Source organism: Mucilaginibacter straminoryzae, assembly GCF_022953055.1.
In the GTDB taxonomy this organism is placed as follows: Bacteria; Bacteroidota; Bacteroidia; order Sphingobacteriales; family Sphingobacteriaceae; genus Mucilaginibacter; species Mucilaginibacter straminoryzae.
In genome coordinates this window covers 549629-572508 of record NZ_JALJEJ010000001.1, presented here as the reverse complement: position 1 = coordinate 572508, position 22880 = coordinate 549629, and the positions used below count along the sequence as shown (strand labels likewise).

At 38.3% G+C, this 22880-nt stretch carries 16 protein-coding genes, 1 tRNA gene and 1 pseudogene; 5 read left to right on the top strand and 13 right to left on the bottom strand.

Translation table 11 applies throughout. The features are described from left to right. Positions 1-62: 62 nt before the first annotated feature. Positions 63-1187 (bottom strand): Wzz/FepE/Etk N-terminal domain-containing protein, encoded by a 1125-nt coding sequence (locus MUY27_RS02535; protein WP_245128396.1) that lies wholly within the window; start codon positions 1185-1187, stop codon positions 63-65. A gap of 291 nt (positions 1188-1478) precedes the next feature. On the opposite strand from MUY27_RS02535, the gene MUY27_RS02530 reads away from it, so the two are divergent. From MUY27_RS02530 to MUY27_RS02520, 3 genes are all read left to right on the top strand, one after another. Further along, positions 1479-2021, top strand: coding sequence for a hypothetical protein (locus MUY27_RS02530; protein ID WP_245128395.1), 543 nt, complete (start codon positions 1479-1481; stop codon positions 2019-2021). A gap of 9 nt (positions 2022-2030) precedes the next feature. Further along, a complete protein-coding gene (locus MUY27_RS02525) occupies positions 2031-2240 on the top strand; it encodes a hypothetical protein (RefSeq protein ID WP_245128394.1) in 210 nt (69 codons plus the stop codon). Between the two features lie 148 nt (positions 2241-2388). Next, the gene (locus MUY27_RS02520) at positions 2389-2655 is read left to right on the top strand and encodes a helix-turn-helix domain-containing protein (RefSeq protein ID WP_245128393.1); all 267 of its coding nucleotides are present in this window, start codon (positions 2389-2391) and stop codon (positions 2653-2655) included. 937 nt (positions 2656-3592) lie between these two features. Here MUY27_RS02520 and MUY27_RS02515 read toward each other — a convergent pair. The 11 genes and pseudogenes from MUY27_RS02515 to MUY27_RS02465 all read right to left on the bottom strand — a co-directional run. Continuing rightward, a pseudogene (locus MUY27_RS02515) lies at positions 3593-3859 on the bottom strand (site-specific integrase); the annotation flags it as partial. After that, a complete protein-coding gene (locus MUY27_RS02510; RefSeq protein WP_245128392.1) occupies positions 3816-4178 on the bottom strand; it encodes a hypothetical protein in 363 nt (120 codons plus the stop codon). The gene MUY27_RS02510 and the pseudogene MUY27_RS02515, both read right to left, overlap by 44 nt. Before the next feature lie 73 nt (positions 4179-4251). After that, positions 4252-7740: an ABC transporter permease gene (locus MUY27_RS02505; protein WP_245128391.1), complete on the bottom strand. Its 3489-nt coding sequence runs from the start codon at positions 7738-7740 to the stop codon at positions 4252-4254. Between the two features lie 90 nt (positions 7741-7830). Next, positions 7831-8535 (bottom strand): phage integrase SAM-like domain and Arm DNA-binding domain-containing protein, encoded by a 705-nt coding sequence (locus tag MUY27_RS02500; protein ID WP_245128390.1) that lies wholly within the window; start codon positions 8533-8535, stop codon positions 7831-7833. 304 nt (positions 8536-8839) lie between these two features. Further along, positions 8840-11572: a tetratricopeptide repeat protein gene (locus MUY27_RS02495; RefSeq protein WP_245128389.1), complete on the bottom strand. Its 2733-nt coding sequence runs from the start codon at positions 11570-11572 to the stop codon at positions 8840-8842. 65 nt (positions 11573-11637) lie between these two features. Then, the gene (locus MUY27_RS02490) at positions 11638-12882 is read right to left on the bottom strand and encodes a hypothetical protein (protein WP_245128388.1); all 1245 of its coding nucleotides are present in this window, start codon (positions 12880-12882) and stop codon (positions 11638-11640) included. A gap of 130 nt (positions 12883-13012) precedes the next feature. After that, on the bottom strand, positions 13013-13894 hold the full coding sequence (locus MUY27_RS02485) for a hypothetical protein (protein ID WP_245128387.1): 882 nt from the start codon (positions 13892-13894) through the stop codon (positions 13013-13015). Beyond that, positions 13891-16146: an AAA family ATPase gene (locus tag MUY27_RS02480; RefSeq protein ID WP_245128386.1), complete on the bottom strand. Its 2256-nt coding sequence runs from the start codon at positions 16144-16146 to the stop codon at positions 13891-13893. The genes MUY27_RS02485 and MUY27_RS02480 overlap by 4 nt, the downstream gene beginning before the upstream one ends. After that, positions 16143-17486: a hypothetical protein gene (locus MUY27_RS02475; RefSeq protein ID WP_245128385.1), complete on the bottom strand. Its 1344-nt coding sequence runs from the start codon at positions 17484-17486 to the stop codon at positions 16143-16145. The genes MUY27_RS02480 and MUY27_RS02475 overlap by 4 nt, the downstream gene beginning before the upstream one ends. After that, a complete protein-coding gene (locus MUY27_RS02470) occupies positions 17486-19507 on the bottom strand; it encodes an ATP-binding protein (protein ID WP_245128384.1) in 2022 nt (673 codons plus the stop codon). The genes MUY27_RS02475 and MUY27_RS02470 overlap by 1 nt, the downstream gene beginning before the upstream one ends. Beyond that, the gene (locus MUY27_RS02465; protein ID WP_245128383.1) at positions 19504-20457 is read right to left on the bottom strand and encodes a DNA-methyltransferase; all 954 of its coding nucleotides are present in this window, start codon (positions 20455-20457) and stop codon (positions 19504-19506) included. The genes MUY27_RS02470 and MUY27_RS02465 overlap by 4 nt, the downstream gene beginning before the upstream one ends. Before the next feature lie 432 nt (positions 20458-20889). Between MUY27_RS02465 and MUY27_RS02460 the strand changes: the two genes are divergently transcribed. Continuing rightward, a complete protein-coding gene (locus MUY27_RS02460) occupies positions 20890-22362 on the top strand; it encodes a recombinase family protein (RefSeq protein WP_245128382.1) in 1473 nt (490 codons plus the stop codon). Between the two features lie 30 nt (positions 22363-22392). After that, complete coding sequence (locus tag MUY27_RS02455; RefSeq protein WP_245128381.1) at positions 22393-22614, top strand: hypothetical protein; 222 nt, start codon at positions 22393-22395, stop codon at positions 22612-22614. A gap of 149 nt (positions 22615-22763) precedes the next feature. Here MUY27_RS02455 and MUY27_RS02450 read toward each other — a convergent pair. Beyond that, positions 22764-22836 (bottom strand) — tRNA-Lys (locus MUY27_RS02450). Positions 22837-22880 lie beyond the last annotated feature (44 nt).

Genomic DNA, 22880 nt, shown 5'->3' with positions numbered 1-22880 from the left:
TGAAATGCTATTTTTTAACACTGAAGTCAATCTGCTATTTTTGCTTTTCAATTACGAAAAAATTATATTAAGCCGTCCTCAATAATTGTTAGTATATATAACCTCCTGAAAACGAGAAATAAACAAGTTATGAACCCCAAACCTATTCCCCCTAAAATCAATCCTTTTAAGAGTCCAAACTTTTCTTTTTTTAGAGGATATACTGGCGTGTCCACAGGTTGAATTAAAGGTGTCTCCTTCAATAAACTAATCTTTCCAAGCTCTAAACTTTGCATCAGATTGCTTAATATAGCCTTATTAGCTTCCGCTGTAAATTGAGCTTTTTGACTAGGAACATTCCTCTGAACTTGTTTTGTAGGATTTAAGTTAGGAGTGGCATCTATTGCTGCAACAGCCGAATATATAGCCCCGTTCATTACATTTTTAACAGAATCAACTTTATGCTGTAGAATAGATACATTGTCAAGAGATTTTTTCGTTTTGGTTTGAGTATAAAATTGGTTTACATTTTTTACAAGTTCTTCATTAAAACGTTTTGAAAAATCTTCATCTTTTGATTTGACGTCAACTTTAATAATGCTTAGTTTTTTGTCTAATTTGTCAACAGTAAGACAATTTCTCCTAATTTCATCAACTGTCCATCCTAAAACACTGTCTCTAAGTCTTGCTGTTTGATTAAACTTGATGGATTTGTTGTTTGTATTGTCGAAATTTAACGCAAGTAATTGTGGTCTGTCTTTCCAACTGTCTTTAAGTTCATTGAAGTTGATATAGCATTGTATTAAGGTTTGACGCTGACCATTAATTACTACTGGGGTTAATAATGTTTTTTCTAACATCTTTCGAGATTTATATAGTTCAATGATATTATCGCCACTAAAAATACCACCTCCCCGATCACCTAGATCAATACCGGCCATAGACGCTAATCCCGCATACTGGCTCATCAAACCATTACCCGATTCACTAGCTTCAAGTACAAACGTAGTCGTAGCTGTATAGACCGGCTTTTGAAAAAATGCATAAGTAAATCCAATGGCAGCACCTAATAGGCTAAAAATCAGTATATACCTCCACTTACCAAACAGATAATTTCTCCACTCATGCAACTTCAGGATTAGCGCTCTCAACGTAATCTCTTCCTTTGAATTATTATCTGAATTCTCAACGCCATTAATATTGTGCATATATAGCTTACTGATAAATTCTGCAAAGATAAATTTTTTTCTGTCGCTCCAGTTCTATTTCCGAAAAGTAAAGCTTAGCAGTACATCCTGTTACTGGCTAAATTCCTTATTATAATTCACTTCCATTTGTTATCAATTTATGTCTTCTTACACCTTAATGAAGATTGACCAAGGTAGCTTTTACCATAAAGAATCAGAAGTAAAACTTAATTTTTACCTGATTTGTTAATTTTCGACAAATAAGCTTTAGTACGACAATTTAAGAATGATAATTAAAATAAAGCCTTTCCTATGCCGACCCAGAGCCTCTACTTCAAATTCCGCAACCCATTTGATTTTTCACCGCACCGGTTCGAAATAGGCAATGCAGTTATTCAGAACAAGAGCTTGGCTGACAACTTCTTTTTGAAAAAGCTTTACGACCTGGAAGAAGAAGAATACGGTCCCTATTACTACTTCCATTTTGATTACTTTTCAATAAGCTTTCCGGATCAGGAAGAACGGTATTTTAGTCATGTGATAGACATTGTCATCAATCGCATTGATTATTATAAAAAGAAAGATCCGTTTTCGTCCAGCTATCCTGAACATATGGCGAGTGTCAAGAAGCTGGAAGCATTTTTAAATTTTCTAAAAACCGTCGACCGCTGGCATAAACTTGAGCCCATTGAATCAGTAATAGCCGAGAAAGACCGGGAGATAGATAGGTTAAACGCCAAGATTGAAATGCTGGAAGCACATTTGAAAGAAGCAACTAAATATGATGCCAGTGAAAAGATCGTATTGAGCAAAGGCGGCTTAGCTGCGTTCATGCATTTGATACACCAAATTTAGGATTTGAAAATGCTTAATGACAATAAACTTGCCCGCTCACAAGGTCAAAGCCCCTGGTATAAAATGATTGCTAAGTACTTCAAACATGGTGATAAAGACATCTCTTTCGATACCGCACATAATTACTTCCCGGCAAATAAGGATGACAAACCAGCCAAGTACATCGATATTGCTGAAGAAGACAAGCTTTTCAAAATAGTTCCAAAAGACAGGGAATAGAATTTTACCCTTCAAATCTGACCAAACGCTATCATTGGTCCTTCATTTCGCCCTTTTGCCCCCGACTTTTGAGCCATTGCGTTCAAGGGAATCCAAATGATCGTTCCCGCGAACCGGTTTAATATTAATCCAAAACACGGAGGGCAGAATGAATTTAGAGATCATCACCAAAGAAGATTTAAGGAAGTTTGAAAGTAGGCTTCTAACAAAGATCAAAAAACTTGTACAACTCAACGGGCACGGCGTTTCAAAGCAATGGCTAAAAAGCAATGACGTGCGAAAGCTGCTGAAGATTTCTCCAGGTACCTTACAGAACCTGCGGATCAATGGTACGCTTCGTTATACAAAGATAGGTAGTATTGTGTATTACAAGCAGGAAGATATCAACAAGCTGCCGGAAGGAGGCGTCAAATGAGGGCGGCTATTTTAACACCGACGCTTATTGGTTATGTAAAACTGTTGCACTGTATAAGCAAGGATGAGCAACTGAATGCAACGCATGTCAGCTGTTGACCAGATTTTATGTGCATCGGCAGCGAAGTGCTTTGCCAGTCCTTTTGCTATTATCCGCAAGACTCTCATGGGGCCCACAGCCGATGGCTCCACTGCTACTTACATTAAATCATCATGGAAGTGGACGAGTTTGACTATATGTCTTACAAGACATCCTGTAACTCGCCGACGGTAGCCTGTTGGATTACAGCATGAAGCAAGTCAACAGATAATTGACAAGACAGTTTAGCTGTTAGCAGCCATAAGTATTTTACTAATAAAAACTGTGCAATCCATAAGGAGCGAGTTAATGTTTTTGCTATACAAAAACCCAGATACACCCTGGCGGGATGATCCGGAACTCGCTCCCGTTGTTCGATAATTAGGAAAAATTTGGAAGGAGTTAGCTGATGGCATCAATAGCAGAAAAAACAATTTAATCGAGAAACAGGCGTTGGGCAGACCTAAAAAAACGATCAGCCGAAGCAGAATTTTGATGGTTCACTAACTCAACGGAACGACTGCTGATTGAAGAGCGGGCGAGAAAAGCACATAACAAGGGAGCGATGGTTAGCGCGGAGAAACTTTGATTCTCTTCGCTTCGGTAGAGACAGCCTTTATATCTCAATCATCAAAATAATCAGCTAAACAGTATATCATAACACCGCTGCTTTTACCGTACATCCGGCATTGCACCGCAGCCACAAAGCTAGCTACGCCAATAAGCCGTCAACAGTGTACAGAGCGGGCAGTGTTAATTGGTTCAGTGCTTGCCCGCTGTTGACGGCTTATTAGCTAACAGCTTTTGGTTGTTTACGCGATGAATGGGCCGGGAGTGTGGTAAGAAAGGATTGAAAGCCTTACCCGTTGCTATACTTTTTCTTCAAAACAGCCATATCGTCGCTAACCTTTTTATCTAGCACTTTGGCGTAAATCTGGGTAGTTCGGAGGCTACGGTGGCCAAGCATTTTACTTACCGTTTCAATAGGCACGCCATTAGTCAGCGTAACTGTGGTAGCAAAGGTATGCCGTGCGCAATGGAAGGTTAATTCCTTTTGTATACCTAAGCAATCGGCTATTTCTTTAAGGTAGGCGTTCACCTTCTGATTGGTAATCGACGGGAATACCTTGCAGCTTGTAGCGGTTATCGATGCCGTTCATCGTGGCTACCAAAGCCAGCCTTTGCGTTTGCTGTCCGGTCGCGCTCAAAGGCCGGATGTCGGTTTTGTGATAATTCGAGTCGAAAAGTCCCCAGACCAGCCAGTAATATGGGTTCAGACTTAAAAAGCCGGGTTTGGGATAAAACTTGTTTTGGTCCCATTGCAGGAAGACCATTCGCTGGTTTTGGTTATCGACCGCATCATCTTTGATGATGGATTGGGCGTGAAGCCTTGCTGAAAACAAAAAAAGGCTGGGGATTAGCCAAATCAAGAATAGGATTTTCATCACAAAAGAGAATAAAAAAGGCAGCCTGAAAGCTGCCGAGAATAATTGAACAATTGATTGCTTGTAATACTTGTTATTCGCTTCGCAAACTTTTTACCGGGTTTGCCAAAGCCGCTTTCACTGCCTGGAAACTTACCGTTGCCAGTGCAATCGTAATAGCAGAAACACCCGCTGCGGCGAATATCCACCAGTGTATATGGACGCGGTACTCATAATTCTGCAGCCAATTGTGCATAATATACCACGCTACCGGAAAAGCAACCAGGCATGAAATTCCTACCAGCTGTAAAAAGTCTTTCGACAACAAACCGGCCAGGCCTGAAACCGAGGCACCCAAAACCTTGCGAATCCCGATCTCTTTGATCCTTCTTTCTGCGGTATATGCAGCTAAACTGAAAAGGCCAAGGCAAGAAATTATAATTGCCAACGTTGCAAAAATGCCCGAGATACGGCTTGTCTGTATTTCGCCCTTAAACGCCTCGTTGAACTGATCGTCAACGAAACGGTACTGGAAAGGGAAATCAGAATTATTCCTTTGGACGATCGAGGTGATTGTTACTAAAGTTTGCTGCGATGCCTTATTGTCCTTTATCCGGACGTAAACCAAGTGGTCATCAAACTGTGACAAGGTACGATCGAAATTGGCTGATGAATGACAAATAAATATGACGGGAGTGCCTGCATGATCGTAGATATTGCCCATAACATAGTCTTGCACTACTCCGACTATTCTCAGATTTTTAAAAAGTCCTTCATTCACCCCGCGCGGCGACTGTATAATCTTTCCGACCACGCCATTCTTATCGATCCTTTTCGCCAGCGACTGCGTTACGATAACACTGGTCGTATCAGCCGCCTCGTCCCCGAAATCCCGCCCTTCAATAATGTGCATCCCGGCAGTCGACATAAATTCCGGTGTTACATTTCGGAAAGCGATATCGAAATTATCATTCGCCCCCTTGCCATCCCATTTGAAGCTGTTATCCGTATTTCCGCCATATAAAGCTACGTGATCGGTCATCGCGGCATTGGAAACTACCCCCGTATTCATTAATTGCTGTTTGATGACCGAAAAAGTCCGGCCAACAGGGTGTTGCATATCGATCTCGACCAGGTTGTTTTTATTGAAACCGAGATCACGCGATTTTACATGCTGAATTTGCTGATATATAATGATTGTACTGATGATAAAAACTATTGCAACGCTAAACTGTAAAATCACTAAACCCTTGCGGATCAGCGTAGCTGTACCACTTTTGATCTTTAATCCTTTCAAGACCTTTACCGGATCGAATGAAGACAAATATAGTGATGGGTAACTTCCAGCCAGTAAACCACAGATAACCGTGATCAGTCCTAACACCAAAAAGTGCGCCGGATCACTCAGCCCTATGTTCAGATCTTTTTCAACCAGTGTGTTGAATGCAGGCAGCGAGATCGCGACTATACCTACGGCGATCGCCGCAGCCATAGCGGACATTAAAAATGATTCAGCCATAAACTGTCCTATCAGCCGGTTTCTTCCTGAACCTAACACTTTACGCACGCCTATCTCTTTAGCACGTTTTTCGCTTCGTGCGGTTGCAAGGTTCATAAAGTTAATGCATGCGATTAGTAAAATTATCCATGCAATAACCGAAAGCAGCCTCACCTGGCTGATACGGCCACTGCTATTCTCTTTACCATTGGTAAACTGATCGTACAAATGCCAGCGCGTCATCGGGTACAAAAACGCAGTGTTTTTTTGCGTAGCATCTTTACCGTGGATGAAATTCAAAAGCCGGGCATTCATTGTATCGATATTTGCATTTGGCTCCAGCTCGACATAAGTAAAAGGCCCGTAACTGTTCCATACATGATCTTGCAGATCGTTTCCTGCCACTATATTTACATCATGCGACAACGTTTCATACGGTATAAACCAATCGGCCTGCAATGTTGAATTTTTGGGGATATCCTTTAATACACCGGTAACCACGTAGTCATTTTTATTGTCAACGCGGATAGTTTTACCAAGCACGTCACCGTCATTACCAAAGAATCGTCGAGCAGTCTTTTCCGTCAGGACGACTGAACGCAGATGGGTAAAAGCATTTTCGATATTGCCATGAACGAATGGCAGTGTAAACATACTGAACAGCGCCGGATCGGCATAACGGCCGTTCGCATAAAAGGATTTATCGCCGATCTTGAATAAGGCTTTCACATCGCCGTCCGAGATACGGCAAACATTGGCGATGCCAGGCAATTCTGCCTTGATCGTTTTACCCATCACACGCGGCGTCGATCCCATTACAAATTTATTGCCACTAAAATCGGCATTGATCTTTACCTCGTACAATCGGTCTTTTTTGATATTGGTGCTGTCATAAGTCATCTCATCTCCGACCCAAAGGAATATCAATCCTGCACAGGCAATACCGATGGCAAGTCCGACAATATTTAGTGCACTATAAACTTTGTTGCTCCGTATGCTGCGGACTGCTGTTTTGAAATAATCTTTAAACATATAATTGCAGTTTAATTTCTCTTTAGCCCAGACTGGCGGGCTTTCCGGACGCAATATTACAGGGCGTAATCGCGGCTGAGTAGCCAACTTATCAATTGGCAATTCTTTTTCCAGCATTCTTTTGTATTCCGCCGGGGTTTTGCCCGTCATTTCTTTAAAAACCCGGTTGAAAGTTCTTTGGGAGTTAAACCCCGACTCGTACGCAATACCGAGCAGTTTGATACGATCAAAAGCCGGGTCCCTCATTTTTCTGGCAATCTCGCGCACCCGGAATTCATTGATAAAATCACTAAAGTTCTTTTCCAGTCCTAAGTTAATGATCCGTGACAGGTCGTGCGGGTGCATTATCAGTTTCACGGCCAAGGTGGTCAATGTCAGGTCGGGATCTTCGTAGAACCGATTCGCGGCCACGGTTGCATTTAACCTTCGGCCTTTTTCCCTTACAGCAAACCTGTCCGTAATTGGCGTGGTCAACCGGCGATCATCATCCATTTTCAGGATAGCTGTTACTGCCATTCCGATCAATAGGCTGGCTATCGCAAAATAGAAGATTGCATCGAAGAAGGCCAGAAGGCAACATGCGCTCATCAAAAGCAACATTTTTTTCAAGTGCCGGAAGGCGAAACGTGGCCGGTCCATCAGTACCACTTGCAGCTGGCCATAGCAGCGCTCTATCAACCGAGACGACATGTACAAATAAATGATAACTGATATCAGGATCAGCCAGGACGGCATCCAATACACCGTCGGTAAAGAGCAAAAATGAAGCAGATCTTTTTGGCGGAATCGCTGGTTAGGAAAGGTTAGCCGCCCGACATAAAGATATAGTGACGGCCCCAGTGCTGGCAGTAGAAGCGGCGTAATTCCGCCGGTCTTCAACACGATGACGGCAAGAGCCAAAGCCAGAAACAGGTTGGCGCTTTTGTCGGACTTTTTAACGAATACCAGGAGCAGTGCAAACGCCAGCCCAACAAAGAAGGTTCCCATCGATGCCAGGTCAAAAAGACTGATATGGAACAGAGGAGCATTCAACGAAGTGAGGGGATCAATCATTGTTCCAAATTGTTAATATCTTGAAAAATAGGCAAATACATTATTCGGTTTACCGAAATCTGTAACAAAACCGGACGCCGGCTGTGCGGTTTAGATACGGATGATCTCGTCCATCTCCAAGTAATCACGGTCAGGGTCTTTATAGGTGCATTTAAAATTGTTGATCGTGTTTTGCGCAATCATGCCTTCATTGACCGCTTTAGTCATGACCTGCTTCAGGGTCTTGACATATTTCATCGCGGTGTTTTCATCGACGTCTTGCATGAGCAGGTAATGGAAAAAGCCGGATGCGAAGGAATACTGGATATGGTCGAGCTGAATATCGGACGCCTTAAACTTCTTTTTCAGATAGGCTTCTACTTTTCCTTTTAGCCGCTCGTAGCGGCCCAAAGTGCCTTTGGTGCCTTTTCCTTTGTTTACGCGCTCCGCAAATTCCTCGTTATGGACTTTAAAGGCATCCATGAGGGTTGGCTTCGGCTCAGGCTTATACAGATAAGCTGCTTTCAGCATTTTGGCCGTCACTTCCTCGTGCTCTTCACAAAGGCGGTTATAGCACTTTTCTAATTCTTTCGTGGTGAGCGTGATATAGGCATTGATGGATGCCGCATCCTTACACGCTTTGACAGCAAACCCGGTTTCTTCATTCCAGTATTCTGCCATTATTTTTTTGCCGGAGGAGAACTGATCTCTTAATCCGTTGACGGTTACGCGTACATAGATTGGGATCGCGCCGTCCGATGTTTGCTTGGCTTTCCAAAGCCAAAACAAAATTGAAAGTTCCTGATTTACTTTCATTTAGCCAGTATTTGAGGTTAAACCATGGCCCCACCACAACCCCAAATTGAACTACTGATGATAAATTCGGTATACTAATTTCCGCTTTTTTAGTAGTACACCGAGGGGTATACCGAACGGCTTAAATTGTTTTGACCCTGACTGAATGAAAAAAGTGCTTTGAGAGCGTTTAAAACAAGAAAAGCCTTTATTTCTAAAGGCTTTATCTCTCTTTTTACGGATTTTGTGATCCCCTTGGTACAAAACTCGAACCATTTAATGGAGGATTTGAAGTTGTTGGCAGAGATAAAGCAGTGATATTGTATCAGCTATCTTCTTTCTTAAACTGCGAAAAATGACTTAAAGGCTCGGTTAATTCTGGTCGTCTTTCGACAACAATGTTAATCCATTGTTGAAAATCTTTATGTGTCTTTCCCGATGGGATAATTAATATATACATCCGTTTCTTGAAAAAAATTAGAGGATCAAAGGCTTCCATCAATCCGTCTTCTTCCATTATGGAGATTACTGGGCGAACCTGCCTTTTATAAGAGGAAAGAATATAGAGCCCTAGTAATTCTACAGCTTCGATAAGAGCACCACTATACCATTTCGCGAAGCTAAGCGTACCATGAATCAAAGGCATATCGACGTCCTCTATCAGACAATTATCTACAACAAACGAATAATGCGTTTGAAGTATGTTTACCGCTTCACTAAATTGATTATTCATCACCAAATGAAATCCATAATCAAAGAGCGCATTTTCCATATTTAAGCCAAGGTCAAATATCTCACATAATCCAACGCAAAGACCAAACATTTCAGATGCTCCCGAATAATCCAGGGCATTCGCAAAGGCCCAGCCGTAACTTTCATATAAATGGTATAATCCATCTATGGTATTCATGCCAAATTTGACAATAGCTTCTTTATATAAATCAATACTCTTATCAAATGCCTGAAATGCATTTGGATAATCCTCAGCTTTACTATAGGCATCTCCAAGCATTTGCCACAGTCCAGCTTGAACATTGATTCGAATACTATCAAGATTTATGGTGATAATAAGATCTTCTATTTTATTAATTACTTCCTCGTAGTTATTCTCAGACAACTTCATAGAAAAAAGACTTAATTGGCATTGCAATGACATTGTAGCATCTTCTGAAACAGATAATAGCTGGTAAGTCCGTTTCGCCTCGTCAAGAAGTTCTGGATTATTTAATTCCTTGGATAAATATGTAAGAATGCTTGCTCTCTCAAATTGTAGATTAACAATAGCAACAAGTGCTGTTTTATCGTATGTTGCGATTCCCCGATCGTATTTTTCTAAAGCTTGCTCGTAGTTCCCTTGGAATCTCCTAACTCTTCCTTGAACGTAATAGATAAAACTCCAATTACTGGATTTTGTATTTCTTTCTAAGTCAAATGCTACTCTATACGCAAGGTTAAACCTGCCGCTATTCATTAACTCGGACAAAAATCTGAATGCTTCAGTTTGCGCTGTATCCAAAAGGCCAGCATCAATAGCATGAAAAATCAATGCATTTCCTTCGAAATATTGGAGGTCATCTTTTATAGATTGTAAGTATTGAACATAAGATTTGCTGAGGTCTAAAGCTTCTTCCTCGTTTTCTTTAATTGGGATGTGAGATCTTATGTATTCTGGAATAACAAAAAAAGAATTCGGAAGGTCATCAATAAAAAATTTGTCTTTTAATTTTTTAAAGATTTGATAGAATTCTAAATCAGAAATATATTCGCCGATTTTGAATCTAAAAGGTATACTTAAACGGGATAGTCGTACTAATAAAGCAAATTCCTCACTGCTTAATAGTTCAAATGCTTTCTGCTTGACATATTGGCTAATCTCTATTGACGCTTGATTGGATAGTTGATTAATAAAATTCTCAATTGGTAAATACTGTAAAACGGAGAATGATAACTTAATTAAAAAGGGGTGTCCATTGAGTAAGTGAAATAATCGAGTTAAACTATCAACGCTTATTTGATAATGGATGTGACTTTTAAACATTGACACAAACGTATTGAAATCTACTCCACCTAAAATTTCTTTATATACCGGATTTTTCCAACTTATTGTTTCAATATTAAACTTAGAAGTTAAGAAGATTTTAGAGCTGCTTAGATATTCATTGAATGTTTTGAGAATTTTAATGAGCTCACAATCAATATTGTCAAAACCGTCAAATACAATACAACATGAGTTACGTTGTAATGAATTTAAGATACTTCTTCGTATAACGTTATCATCAGGGACAGACAATATCTCTATTATTGAGCCGTCATCAAATTCTTGATTAATAAATCTTGCTAAACATTCATGGAATGATTCTTTTGTCCTAATAATCTCACAATCGACCCAGAGTACCTTGTGCGTTTTATTATTTGCTAAGAATTGAGCTGTTACTGAAGACTTTCCTATTCCTGAAACCCCGCATATTAAAAAAGTATTGAATTGATTGTATGCAACATGTAGCTTTTCTAATTCTTGGCTTCTACCATTGAATTCGACTATAAACGGAGGACCAAAATGTTCCTTCGGTTGAATTTTTTCTTTCTCAGCCTTCACTTGGGCCTTTAAAAGATCTGATAGATTTTCGTCAATGCGTTTGACACGTGCCGATGTGTCTTTGATAGTTTCTAATATTTCTTCAAATGATTTAATTACTTGCTCAATGTAATTATCACTTATAGCGAATGGTTTTTCGCTAAACCTACTTTCATGATCTTTTTTGATTTTCTTTAATGCATCAACTGGAAATAAAGAAACATCATCTGTTTCCACGTGATGTTTATGACACAAAAAAAGCAAGTTATCGTATGAACGACAAGCTTCATCGGATTGATTAGGGTTATACCTTTCGCCGCCTGGCAACGCAGCTTCGATATGGCAGCATTCTGCAACAAGCTTATTCTTATCGTTAAACAATACTTCGGTACATCCAGGAAAGGCACATTCATTTCCTGAGCGCAATAAAAGCTTCTTTATTGTCTCTGATGATGGGGAGAGCCTTTGAGGTTGTTTAGCCATTAATATATAGAAAAGTAACTAGTCTTAATAATAAGACCACAATCTGTTTCGTCTACACCTTTTTGTCAAAAGTTGTCCAAATGGTCACGGATTCCAACTTCAAAATCTTTTCCATCAATGAACCTATTAACTTCAATTAGTCGTTTTAATCCGTAGTTATACTCAAGCCCTTGAACATTCATTAAGCACAATATTCCAGATGAGTAAAATCTGATAACACTTTCGTATTCAACGCAGCTTTCTGATTCATGAAAGGCTTCCATTTGATCCTCTCCAGTAAGTATAGAGCCATCATTTAAGCGATAATAATCTACATGCAATATGTTATGAAAATCAGGCGCAACTGCGTTTTTGAATTTCGAGTCCCGTTCAATAAATGAATCACATTCAACAAAAATAATTGGAGAACTTTGATTCGCCATATCAGGGAGATAAACTATAAGGCTTTTAAATTTGAATTCGCAAAAAAACAACTTGTCTTCTGCTATGATTTTAAACATCTCTTTATTTTCTCTCCGAATTACCGTTCGGCCCGCACAATAACCATTATAAATATCTATACCGAAAATTAAAGATGAATCAAACAATACGTCCATAAACTTCGCGCAGCAATCTACATCCGTAAACCTCTTTAATTCTTTGGCTCCCATTGAAAGCTCTGAAGCATTAAATGCATCCATGAACACTCGCAGAGCTTCAGCTTTCAAGTGCTGGTTGTTCTTTTTAAGTGCATTCTGAAAGTTCTCAAAACTTCTTACAAAATCGCCATACCCACTTATCGTCCTATAAGCCTTACCCAAGTTCTGATAAAAAAACACGTCAAGCATGTTGGCAAGGCCATCAAATGTTTGGTTGATTTTGCTTTCATCTAAGTATGGCTCAGAATGCATTATAACGTTTCGATAAGTTTCTAACGCTCTAACTTTTTCTTCAAATTGCTTCCCAAAATGAATTTGCGGAAGAATTTTAATACGCTCTATGGATTCTGTAAAAGAGACAGTGTGTATCTTATGCTTTACTTCACTTTCAAATATGCTCTTAAGATTTTTTTCCTTTTTTTCTCGAAAAGCCTTCTTTACATTTTCGTCAATGCTTGTAAAAAGCAAATACTCACTATGTTTAACGATAATTTGTTTAAAGAGAATCTCAACGCCATGCTGTATAAATAGTATTGCATCTTTAAGATGATAGTATCTTTGCTTCTTTTTCCTTATGAGATCATTATTAAATTGAAGGTTTTCGTAAGCAGTAAGATTTTCAAATCCTTTTTTTAGAGAGTCAATGCCACTTTCAAGAAAGTTAAGCTTCATTTATTTATCATTGATATAATTGACAAAATACTCTTACAATCCCATTTTATCGTTGAAACACTTTATTGACTTATTTACCGGTAGCTTTACGTCAGGTATGTGTTTATTTCTCAATTCATTTCAGATAAAGTCACAATTTGATTCCAAAATTTAAGGCGAGAAATTTTCCGATTATTTGTCTGGCCATCCCCACATATTGCTCATCTAAACTCAAAAATTTCTTAAGTCTTTCCAATTCCCGTTTAAGTATTTTTTCGAAATAAAACCTTAAAGCTGGATCTGGGTCATCTAAAAACTTATTGAAATTTTGGGTAGCCTCGATTACCCTTTGTATTTGGGCCTGAATGTCTATCAAAACCTTCTCTCTTGATTGGACTAAAGGCACACGCTGCAAAACATAAACTTCAATAGAAGTTTTCCCTTTAGGACTTAGAATGTTGTTGGCACCTCTTTTAGGGCGAATTACTCCTTCATCACCATATTCGAGATGCAATTCTGGATTATCTATACAAGGGTTCAGTAATAGTCTGTATGTTTCTTCATCACTCACACCATTAGGATGATCGTGTTTACGGACATACCTGCTTGTGTCAGACAATGGAAATTGATTCATTTTTCCCATAGTCTTCTTTCCAGACGCGCCGTATACTGAATGTGCTAATTTTTGATTGCAATTTCTGCAAGAGAGTAATAGGTTGTCCCAATCAGCAGCTAACCAGTAGTAACCTGGCTTTTTATCAGGCACAGCTTCTTCTATTTCTCCTTTAGGACGAAAATGTTCCACATCGCCGGAATAGACATGTAAAAATGTACTTTCACAATATGCACATTTCCCTTTGAATAATTCAATCAAAGCATTTTTTACCTCAGGGTCTGAATACACTTTAAACTTAAATGCGTCTTTGGTATCATCGTACGGGGTATAGTAAGCGATAGCATTTATTGTCTCTGCTTTCCCTTTCCCATCTAGTACAGTAGGTCTAGGAACCGTGTTTCTGTCAATCTTTATCATTGAATGTTCGTTTTGCCTTCAATGGTATTCCATATGCTGGCTACTTGTTTGACCGCCTGGGCTTTTAAATCTTCTTTGATTTTTAAACCTTTTTCTCTGGTTTTTTTTGCCAACAATTCATCGATGACGTAATAGGCCAACTCTTCCCTGAGATTGTCACCAAGATGCTTAATCCTTGGAATAAGAGCACTGAGTTCAAGGATACGTCTTTTTTGTTCATCAGTTCTATCCTGATCATCTAGAGCTAATATTGCATAATACTCATCAAACAGCTTTTCTGTTTCCGGATCAATGGTGCTCTTGAGCCCAAAAAAATCTGAAGTAAGGATTTGATCGATACGAAGCTCGCTGGGATCTGGCAGATCTGACAAAGCAATAATTTCCTTGTCCTCATTTTTGGTTAATACTACTGCTTCTCCTGCGACTAAACCACGCAAACAAAGCGGTTCATGTGTGGTAACTACGAACTTGATTTTAGGAAAGGCTTTTCTTAATCGGCCCACAACCTCCATCCTCCACCTGGGATGAAGATGTGTTCCTATTTCATCAATTAAGACCATTCCTTCTGCTAAATCAAATGTCACATTTTCGCCAGCCAATGTTGCCATTATATCTACAGCAAGATAAAAAATGGATTTATAGCCATCGCTTAATTCATCTATATAGAACTTTTCATCGCCACGTCTTAAAATTGCCTGATATTCTTCTATCTCAATAACATCATTTTGGTCAAGAAGCATCAAGTCCTTTAATGTCAAAGCCGCACGATCGAAGACATCTTTGTTTAACGTAGCCAGCCAATTATCCGCGTCAATAAGCGAAGAAGTATAGTCAAAAAGATTTCTGACTTTGGCACCGTAGAATTCGTTTTTCTCGGGAACCATTTTACCTATTTTGGGCTTAAGACGAATGGAATTATAAGCCAATATATTCACAACAGGCTGATAAACTGTTGAAGTAATTTCACTCCTAGTAAAGTGAACTTCGATAGGCCTTATTGCTCCTACCAAATGTATTCTGATCAATCCCTCTGTTGCACCGTGCTTAAGGATCTCCTTTCCGGTTATACCTAATTCAGCCAAATATTCTTTTCCTGTTAATCCAATAGCCAGAGCTTTTAACAGAGAACTTTTACCCACACCATTCTCGCCTAAAAATAAAACCCAGGGCTCCGTTCGCGGATTTGCATTCTTTATCTTGCTTTCTTCAATTCCACTATTATGCCTGAAATCCAATAATAGATGTGTAAAACATTTGAAGTTTTTTAGCTCTATTTTTTCAACATAAATATGTCTAATATCATCTAGCTTTAATTCCTCATTTATCCTTTCTTTTGCCTCAGGAGTAAGCTCAATTTTGTTTGCAAATTTTTCGATTTCTGAAACTGAAAAATTTATGGGTTCACCCTTTTTTATTTCAGTGTCCAGAAAGACTTTGAAATCCCTGTTAAATAAATAATCATGAATCTCTTTCTCTTTAAGCCATTTGGTCAGCATTTGCCTTTGAATGCCCAAATAGGGACGATTTGATTCCGGATTATTAAAAATATCACCCCATATCTGGGTAATTCTATTTATCTGTACCATGTTTTGAGAAGCATTCGAAAAAAGGGATAGGAAAAGTATCCATTGATCTTTAAGCTCCTCCAATACCTTTTTCCTGGCTTGAACAAGATCGGTCCGATTTAATTTTAATAGTTCAATAGTCGTTGTACCCTTTACCGTAAGAAAGTCAATTTCTCCCCAATCATTATATGTCAAATGATCTTCGGGACGGTCATTACAAGGGTCAATCAATAGTGAGACTTCTTGGGAAATAATATCCGCGTAGCCTGCGCCTATTTCGGCACGAGGCCCATCTACAGGAAACCAACTTGACTTATATTGATTACAGTTTGGACAGCAGTAGTAGAGATTATTCCACTCATAAGTAAGCCACCAGTAATGATCATTTGAAAATTCTTTCTCTAATCCCCTGGCTCCGTTCTTAGGACGAAAGTGGTCATATTCAGATTTAGCAATATCTAAGGGAACAGAAGATTCACAATAGGCACATTTACCATTAAAAACTTCTCTTAAAGCTTTTAAGAACTTGTTTCTAAGTTCGGGCTCAAAAGGTCTAGTATATTTCTCCTGTGCTCTGGATTCTCTAGTCCGAGTATAAAATTCCTCCAGTCGCCTTCTGGCAATGGCTATCTCGTTTGAATAAAATACTTCTGGATGAGAAACAACGGATCTGTCTACATAAATCATCTGGTATGAGTTTTTGCGAACTTCTCTAATATAATAGCGCTTGGGTGGCTTGATAAGGATATAAGTTTATTGGCTAATGCTACTGGGACGATAGCGTTATCGTACATATCACACCTCAATTTTTCGATATTCCACAAGACAGTATCCAAGTTTTTAAAATCAGACTTCTGTGGATTTAATACAATATTTTCGGTTTCAACAGGGAGTGTGATTACATACATCCTACTATCTCTCGATTTAAATATGATCTTAGAGCTATAGTATGAGGTATGGGCATATGGATCAGGAGTATCTGCGGGACCGGGCAGAATATATGAATAAATATGTCTATTGTTTAAGAGTAATACCTCACCTGGTTTCAAAAGATCTTTTATTTCATCAGCGTGTTCGACAAATGCACCGGATTTTTCCAACCCCGCTAGAAATAAATTGTGCTTATCGAAAAGATAGTTACACAACTTTCTTACAGGTTCATGCATATTTGCAGTTTGACCAAAGAAAGCAAGAGGGCCATCTTTTATAAATAGGAATTTGTTAAGCAATTCTGATTTATTCTCTTTAATGAATTTTATCGTATGGATAATATTCATCTGTTCTATAACATTGGTGAGATAGCCTAAAATTCCACCGGCTCCTAGTTCATCATCTACAACTTCATGGAACCTAAACAAGTCAGTCAGATAAATTTCTTTGTTACAAATTTGACAAGAATTTGATACATAGTTACTATTGAAATCTGTCCTATTCAACGGAACGTTCGGTTCGTTGCAATATGGACATCTTGATAAACTATAGGTATTGACAGGCGTAGCATAAAGCTCGTAGACAAGCCAGTATAGTGTACTGAGTAGATTATTACCATCATTATCTTTATGTCTAAAAAACTCGTAAATGCTTTTACGCACAGAATGGGTTAGCGTTAACGCAGACTGATAAGATACATTTTTGGTAGGAAGTACAAGCTTACGTCGTTCCAGTTCTTTTAATTTCGACATAGATGTTCTTGAAATAAACGGCATCTCGGTTATTTCATCTAAGTCCTTGGTATTTAGTAATAGTTCTCCAAACTGAAAAAACGTGATCAATGATGATGGAAAAGTCTTTTTTACAGGTATGGTAGAATAGCCTCCATCCATTGCAATAATATGCTCGATGGGATTTTCTTCAGGGTATTGAACCTGAAGAACTAATGCCCTATCCAATTCTACCTCCTCTACGGACTTGGGATAAGTACAACCGTTCAAAAAATCCTGTACCTCCTTATCATTGATGATATACGAGTGAGAGGATTTGCTGGCTAATTCATCCGGGCGTTTGCCTGTTCTGCTGCTGTATGCCATTAATTATCCTTTTTAGATGTCTCTATCGAAAACTTATTGATTTGAACAGGGACAACAAAAGGATTCGAATAGGTTTTCATTCTTACGAACCCTTTATCATTTTTCGCACTGAACCGGATTAATGCATCAGCGAAATCATCAAAATCATAATACTTTCTTAGTTCTTTGATTTCATCATCATTATTTAAATGGGCAATAAACCAATTTTGAGTGTTTTTCAATATGTTAGCACTAATAGAACTGACCTCTTGAGTGGCATAGATCATTCCTAAATTCAGTTTGGCTCCTTCCTTGGCAATACGATTATAAATTTGACTCAGATCTTTATCGTCCTTCTTTGGAAAAAGGTTGTGCGCTTCTTCAAAATAGAATTGAATAAAATTATTTGGGAAATTGCTAACAAACCTATTCATAGAATGATTAAATATCTTCTGACACAAGATTTCTGAATAAAGCTCTTGTATCTTAGGATTCCCTTGTGATAGGTCAATAATCACAATTTTGCCCGCCCTTAGTTTCTCAATAATCTCTTCTTCAAAAGCCTTTGTTCCTGTACTTGTATGTTGTTCGACTATACCACGCAGCTTTTGATAACCACTGACATTAGCCGCTCCTCCAGGTGTGCGTTTTCTTGTTAAAAAGACAAGAAGTGCTTTCAAGTCTTCGTCAGCCCATTCACGACCCTTTTTCGTACGGTAATCTGTAAAATGTTTATGCGTGTTATAATTATCCCAAATTGTAGTAAACCAGTTAATCGCATTATCAAAAGAAATTCCATTATTGGGATTCAGCGTTCCTTCACTCCATACCAGTTTATTCAGTTCATCATTGCCGGAGAATCTTATTGTTTCCATATCAGGTGGCAAGGGGAATTTTGCTGCGTGTAAGCAACATAAATAAGCTGCAATCTTTCTCTCCCATCTAATATGAGCACTTTTATCAGACGAATCCGGTTCCGTTAGGTCTATAGCCAATAGACTTTTGACATAATCACCATTTTCATCATAAAGGAAGCTTTTTACCAATTCAAATCCTGATTGGATTTGTTTGTAAAAATTTACCTTCATCACTATAAATCCTACTTTATGTAATACACTATATCTGGTTACATCGTTTTCATATCTATCTGATATAGCGTTCCCATCCTGAAGGTTCGCGTTAGCATACTCCCCATTTACATCAAAAATTATCTGGCCTACGGGAAACTTTGGAGCTCCTTGAGGGTCAAAGCTTTGCAAATGTTCTTCAAGCTTACCTTCATTTATCTCAGCCAATTTTTGTTTTGATTTTGATGATATTTGAACGGTAGCTTCAATAACTTTCTTCACCGTATTTGATTTACCGGTCCTAGTCATACCAAACAAAGCTGTACGCTTACCTAATAAATCGGCAGGATGAATAAAAACTTCCGCATCGTTATTAATATCCTTACTTTGAAATCGTAAACTGGAACTGTACCTTACATGCCCTATTGAGAACTCATTATCATTCCCCGGAATAATATCTGAAGAGTCTCTTTGATTGACGATAAATTGAAGAACAGCTTTATTGACTTTATAAACGCTGTAATGATGTGCTGAGTAGAAATTTTCTAAATCAGCTCCGAATTCAACTTTCTTCCCGTTTCTATAAAATGTCCCCAATACTCGGCACTCCAATCCAGAAAAACTGAACTCATATCGTGTGAAATCATCCAGCTTAGATGTTTTACCTGAAGTTGGTAAATTATCTTTATAATATTCAATCATGGAGCTAATCATAGCACTATCTGTCGGTAATTTTGCAGGAGCTAGTGCTCTCAATAGAATTGCCTCTTCAACCGTTTCTTCGTTATCGTAAAAAGCTAACAAAAATGTTCCTTGCGAAATACCTTTGACTCTCTCTTTATCGTCATCACAAACAAGGATATTGGCTTTATTGTAGTCTAATGAAAAAGGATGACCAACGAAAAGCTCTTCCTGTTTCCCTTGAACTAAAGGATCAATAGCCATAATATCTTTTATCTTATCGATAGTACTCATGATTTAAGTTTGGTTAAAGGCGAATTAATATCTGGTTCGCTAAATCGGATAATTGCCTGTTTTACATATTCCTCCTTTATCTCAAAGGAAACCCATTTCCTGTTTAGTTTTTCAGCGCAATAGCCAGTTGTGTTACTACCTGAAAACGGATCTAGTACTAAATCCCCTTCATCAGTAAGAAACTGAGTAAAGAAATTTATTAGACCTCCAGACATCCTCGCCGGATGTGGAATAACCTTTTTCTCTCGGCATTTTTTTAGAAAATAATCATTAGAGTTCGTGTTGGAAAAGCTCAAAACACTGTGTGGTAATCGAACTTCACGTTGTTCGTCAATAACCTCCATCTCAAAAAAATTGTGAGCTATACTTCCCCCATGATCTGTCAAAAAACCTGTTTCGCTAATTTGATGTTCCGATGGACGTTTACCAGCATTATATTTTTGCTTTTTCAATAGCTGTTTCATACTCTTGCTATATGGTCGGAGCACTCTACTATTGTCAGCTTTGGGAAAGTCTGTTTTTGCCAGCCACCATACGTGAGTGTAGCTATCCACTGTTCTTAATCTATTTACAGTGACCCACTGAGCAGGAGAAGGTAGTTTAGATGGGTTATAGCATATAAACTCCTGTATTAGCCGCAAATTGGCATCAGGGTGCTTAACTAAGCCGAACAAACATTCCAAATGTAATAAAGATTGCACAGGCCTTTCCGGTTCCCATGCATTACCAATCTCAATAACAAGTGATCCATCATTGGTTAATAAATCTGAAAATACTGGTGCCAATTCTGTAAACCATTTCTGATACTCTTCGCCCTTCTCATTACCATATTGTTTCTTGTTATTTAATGGAAATGGAGGGGATGTTATTATCAAATTCACCTTCCCCTTTAGTTCCGATATTTCTTCATTGCTCTTAAGTAACTCAATGGAGTTTCCTTGGATCAACATTCCTTGTCTGGACTTATATATCTTGGGCTTGGACATTTTAATTGAGGGACTTAAATAACTATAATTTCAATCTAACGCCAGCTTTACAATGGAGGTAATCAATTAAAAGAGGCGGGCTGTTTTATAAATTTATTTTCGAAAAATAAATATCACAACTAGATAGAAATTGGAGATTGTAAAATGATAATTAGCATATTGGATTTAAGGTTAAGGAAACGGCAAATTAAGAATTTTAAATTAAATTTTAAATATTTCATATCTCCTATTCTGGACAAGAATGCCAATCTCGCAGATAACCAATGTATTCAACAAACAATATCAGCTTTGATATGCGTCGATAGTTTACAATGTTTTTGGATTCTTTCCCTTTTCGAATTGGTATGATATTGAGCAATAAGATTTTCTATTATCGAATTATAATAATCAATTATTATGAAATCAGCCTATTTATATGTCAGAGTAAGTACTGATGAACAAAAGAAGAAAGGGTTTTCGCTTATTGAGCAAGAAGACCGCCTTCTAAAGCATTGCGAGATGAACCAGATTAAGGTTGAAGGAATTTTCCGGGAAGATTTTTCAGCTAAAAACTTTAATCGACCAGAATGGAAAAGACTAATTAAAACAATAAAGAAAAACAAGTACAGACCATCAGAGAATATCTTGTTTATCAAATGGGATCGCTTTAGCCGCAGTATTGAATATGCCTACCAGATGATTGGGATATTACGAGGGCTTAACACACAGGCAATGGCTATCGATCAACCAATTGACTTTGATATTCCTGAAAGTATAGTGATGCTTGCTGTTTATTTATCTATTCCTGAAGCCGAGAACAATCGACGAGGCAAGAATACATCTGACGGAATGCGGCGAGCAAGAAAGATGGGCCGATGGCCAGCTAAGGCACCGATCGGATATATGAATTTTAGCGCAACAGATGGCAGAAAGGTTATTGTACCAAAGCAACCCGAAGCTACATTTATAGCGTGGTCTTTTAAAGAGTATTCAAAGGGAAGATCTACGATCAGCCAAGTAAGAAAAATGGCTAATCTTAAGGGATTGAAGTGTGGCAGGAATAATTTTTGGAAGGCTTTACGTAACCCTTTTTATTGCGGTTTGGTATCCGTTCCAGCAACAAAAAATGAAGAATCAGAAACCGTAGTTGGCATTCATGAGCCTCTAATTTCACAGCGGCTATTTCAAGATGTGCAACAAATACTGAATAGCCGACGCACGAAGAATCCTTTTAGGCAAAAAACGAAACCTGTTTTTTTACTACGAGGATTTCTAACATGTCCTTTCTGTGGCCGGCGCTTTACAGCAAGTATATCTTCTGGCAGACATGCTAAATATCGTTATTACCACTGTTTAGTTAGCAAATGCAAAGGCCGTGTCAGGGCTGATTATTTGGATAAGGAATACGAAGACAGCTTAAATAAGATTTTATTAAGGCCAGAAGTATATGATTTGCTTAATCTAATTTTGAAGGATGAAAATATATTAACTGAGGAAAAGAAGTGCACTAATGAACGGAAGGAAATTCTTGAAGAAATTTCAAAACAAGAAATTTTACTTGCAAAAGTAAGAAGACATTTTATCCAGGATAAGATTGACATTGATGACTTTAATGATTTGAAAAAGGAATACAAAAATCTACTGGATGCCTTACACGGTCAGTTATCTGTTGTAAACGAAAGGATAATCAATTTTCGAGCGCCTATGATTGATAGAGAGCTAAAACTGCAACAAACTAGTATCTTTCAACTGTATCAGAATCAAGACATAGCAGGTAAACGTCACATCATAGATTTATTTACACCTGTTTCCATCAACCCCGCCACTAAACAACTAAACGCATTGCAAATTAATCAAGCTATTTGTTTGATAACTACCAATTGTGCATAAAGCTGAATTGTATTAACTAACCGTCTAAACATGCAACAAGTTTCCTATAATAAACCCGCAATCTTTTCGGATCGCAAAGTTTCCATTGAACTAGCCATGAAAGTTTTAAAAAATAATGGTATCAATGCAAACGCAGATGAAGCCAAGGTGATTCTGGATTTTCTTTATTTGTTTGCCAAAGTATATGAAAATTCAGATAGTAGCCCGAAAGGGAAATCGAACACAGAACCGTTATCTGAACCTATTTTATAGCAATTAATATTGGTTATATTGATAGGTAAGTGACAGCATGTAAAATATCGAACCATTCCACCATCGCATATCATGGACTTAAATTACTGAAGCACAGAGAGTTTACTAAAACAAAAAAGGAGACAATCAAATTTGATCGTCTCCTTAAGTGATCCCGCTGGGACTCGAACCCAGGACCCCAACATTAAAAGTGTTATGCTCTACCGGCTGAGCTACGGAATCATCACTTTGTTTAGAACGTTTAACCGTTTCCTTTAAAGTGGTGC

Excerpts from the sequence above, each read along its gene's own strand:
- MUY27_RS02535 (WP_245128396.1), bottom strand. The coding sequence starts at position 1,187 with ATGCACAATATTAATGGCGTTGAGAATTCAGATAATAATTCAAAGGAA.
- MUY27_RS02530 (WP_245128395.1), top strand. The coding sequence starts at position 1,479 with ATGCCGACCCAGAGCCTCTACTTCAAATTCCGCAACCCATTTGATTTT.
- MUY27_RS02525 (WP_245128394.1), top strand. The coding sequence starts at position 2,031 with ATGCTTAATGACAATAAACTTGCCCGCTCACAAGGTCAAAGCCCCTGG.
- MUY27_RS02520 (WP_245128393.1), top strand. The coding sequence starts at position 2,389 with ATGAATTTAGAGATCATCACCAAAGAAGATTTAAGGAAGTTTGAAAGT.
- MUY27_RS02510 (WP_245128392.1), bottom strand. The coding sequence starts at position 4,178 with ATGAAAATCCTATTCTTGATTTGGCTAATCCCCAGCCTTTTTTTGTTT.
- MUY27_RS02505 (WP_245128391.1), bottom strand. The coding sequence starts at position 7,740 with ATGATTGATCCCCTCACTTCGTTGAATGCTCCTCTGTTCCATATCAGT.
- MUY27_RS02500 (WP_245128390.1), bottom strand. The coding sequence starts at position 8,535 with ATGAAAGTAAATCAGGAACTTTCAATTTTGTTTTGGCTTTGGAAAGCC.
- MUY27_RS02495 (WP_245128389.1), bottom strand. The coding sequence starts at position 11,572 with ATGGCTAAACAACCTCAAAGGCTCTCCCCATCATCAGAGACAATAAAG.
- MUY27_RS02490 (WP_245128388.1), bottom strand. The coding sequence starts at position 12,882 with ATGAAGCTTAACTTTCTTGAAAGTGGCATTGACTCTCTAAAAAAAGGA.
- MUY27_RS02485 (WP_245128387.1), bottom strand. The coding sequence starts at position 13,894 with ATGATAAAGATTGACAGAAACACGGTTCCTAGACCTACTGTACTAGAT.
- MUY27_RS02480 (WP_245128386.1), bottom strand. The coding sequence starts at position 16,146 with ATGATTTATGTAGACAGATCCGTTGTTTCTCATCCAGAAGTATTTTAT.
- MUY27_RS02475 (WP_245128385.1), bottom strand. The coding sequence starts at position 17,486 with ATGGCATACAGCAGCAGAACAGGCAAACGCCCGGATGAATTAGCCAGC.
- MUY27_RS02470 (WP_245128384.1), bottom strand. The coding sequence starts at position 19,507 with ATGAGTACTATCGATAAGATAAAAGATATTATGGCTATTGATCCTTTA.
- MUY27_RS02465 (WP_245128383.1), bottom strand. The coding sequence starts at position 20,457 with ATGTTGATCCAAGGAAACTCCATTGAGTTACTTAAGAGCAATGAAGAA.
- MUY27_RS02460 (WP_245128382.1), top strand. The coding sequence starts at position 20,890 with ATGAAATCAGCCTATTTATATGTCAGAGTAAGTACTGATGAACAAAAG.
- MUY27_RS02455 (WP_245128381.1), top strand. The coding sequence starts at position 22,393 with ATGCAACAAGTTTCCTATAATAAACCCGCAATCTTTTCGGATCGCAAA.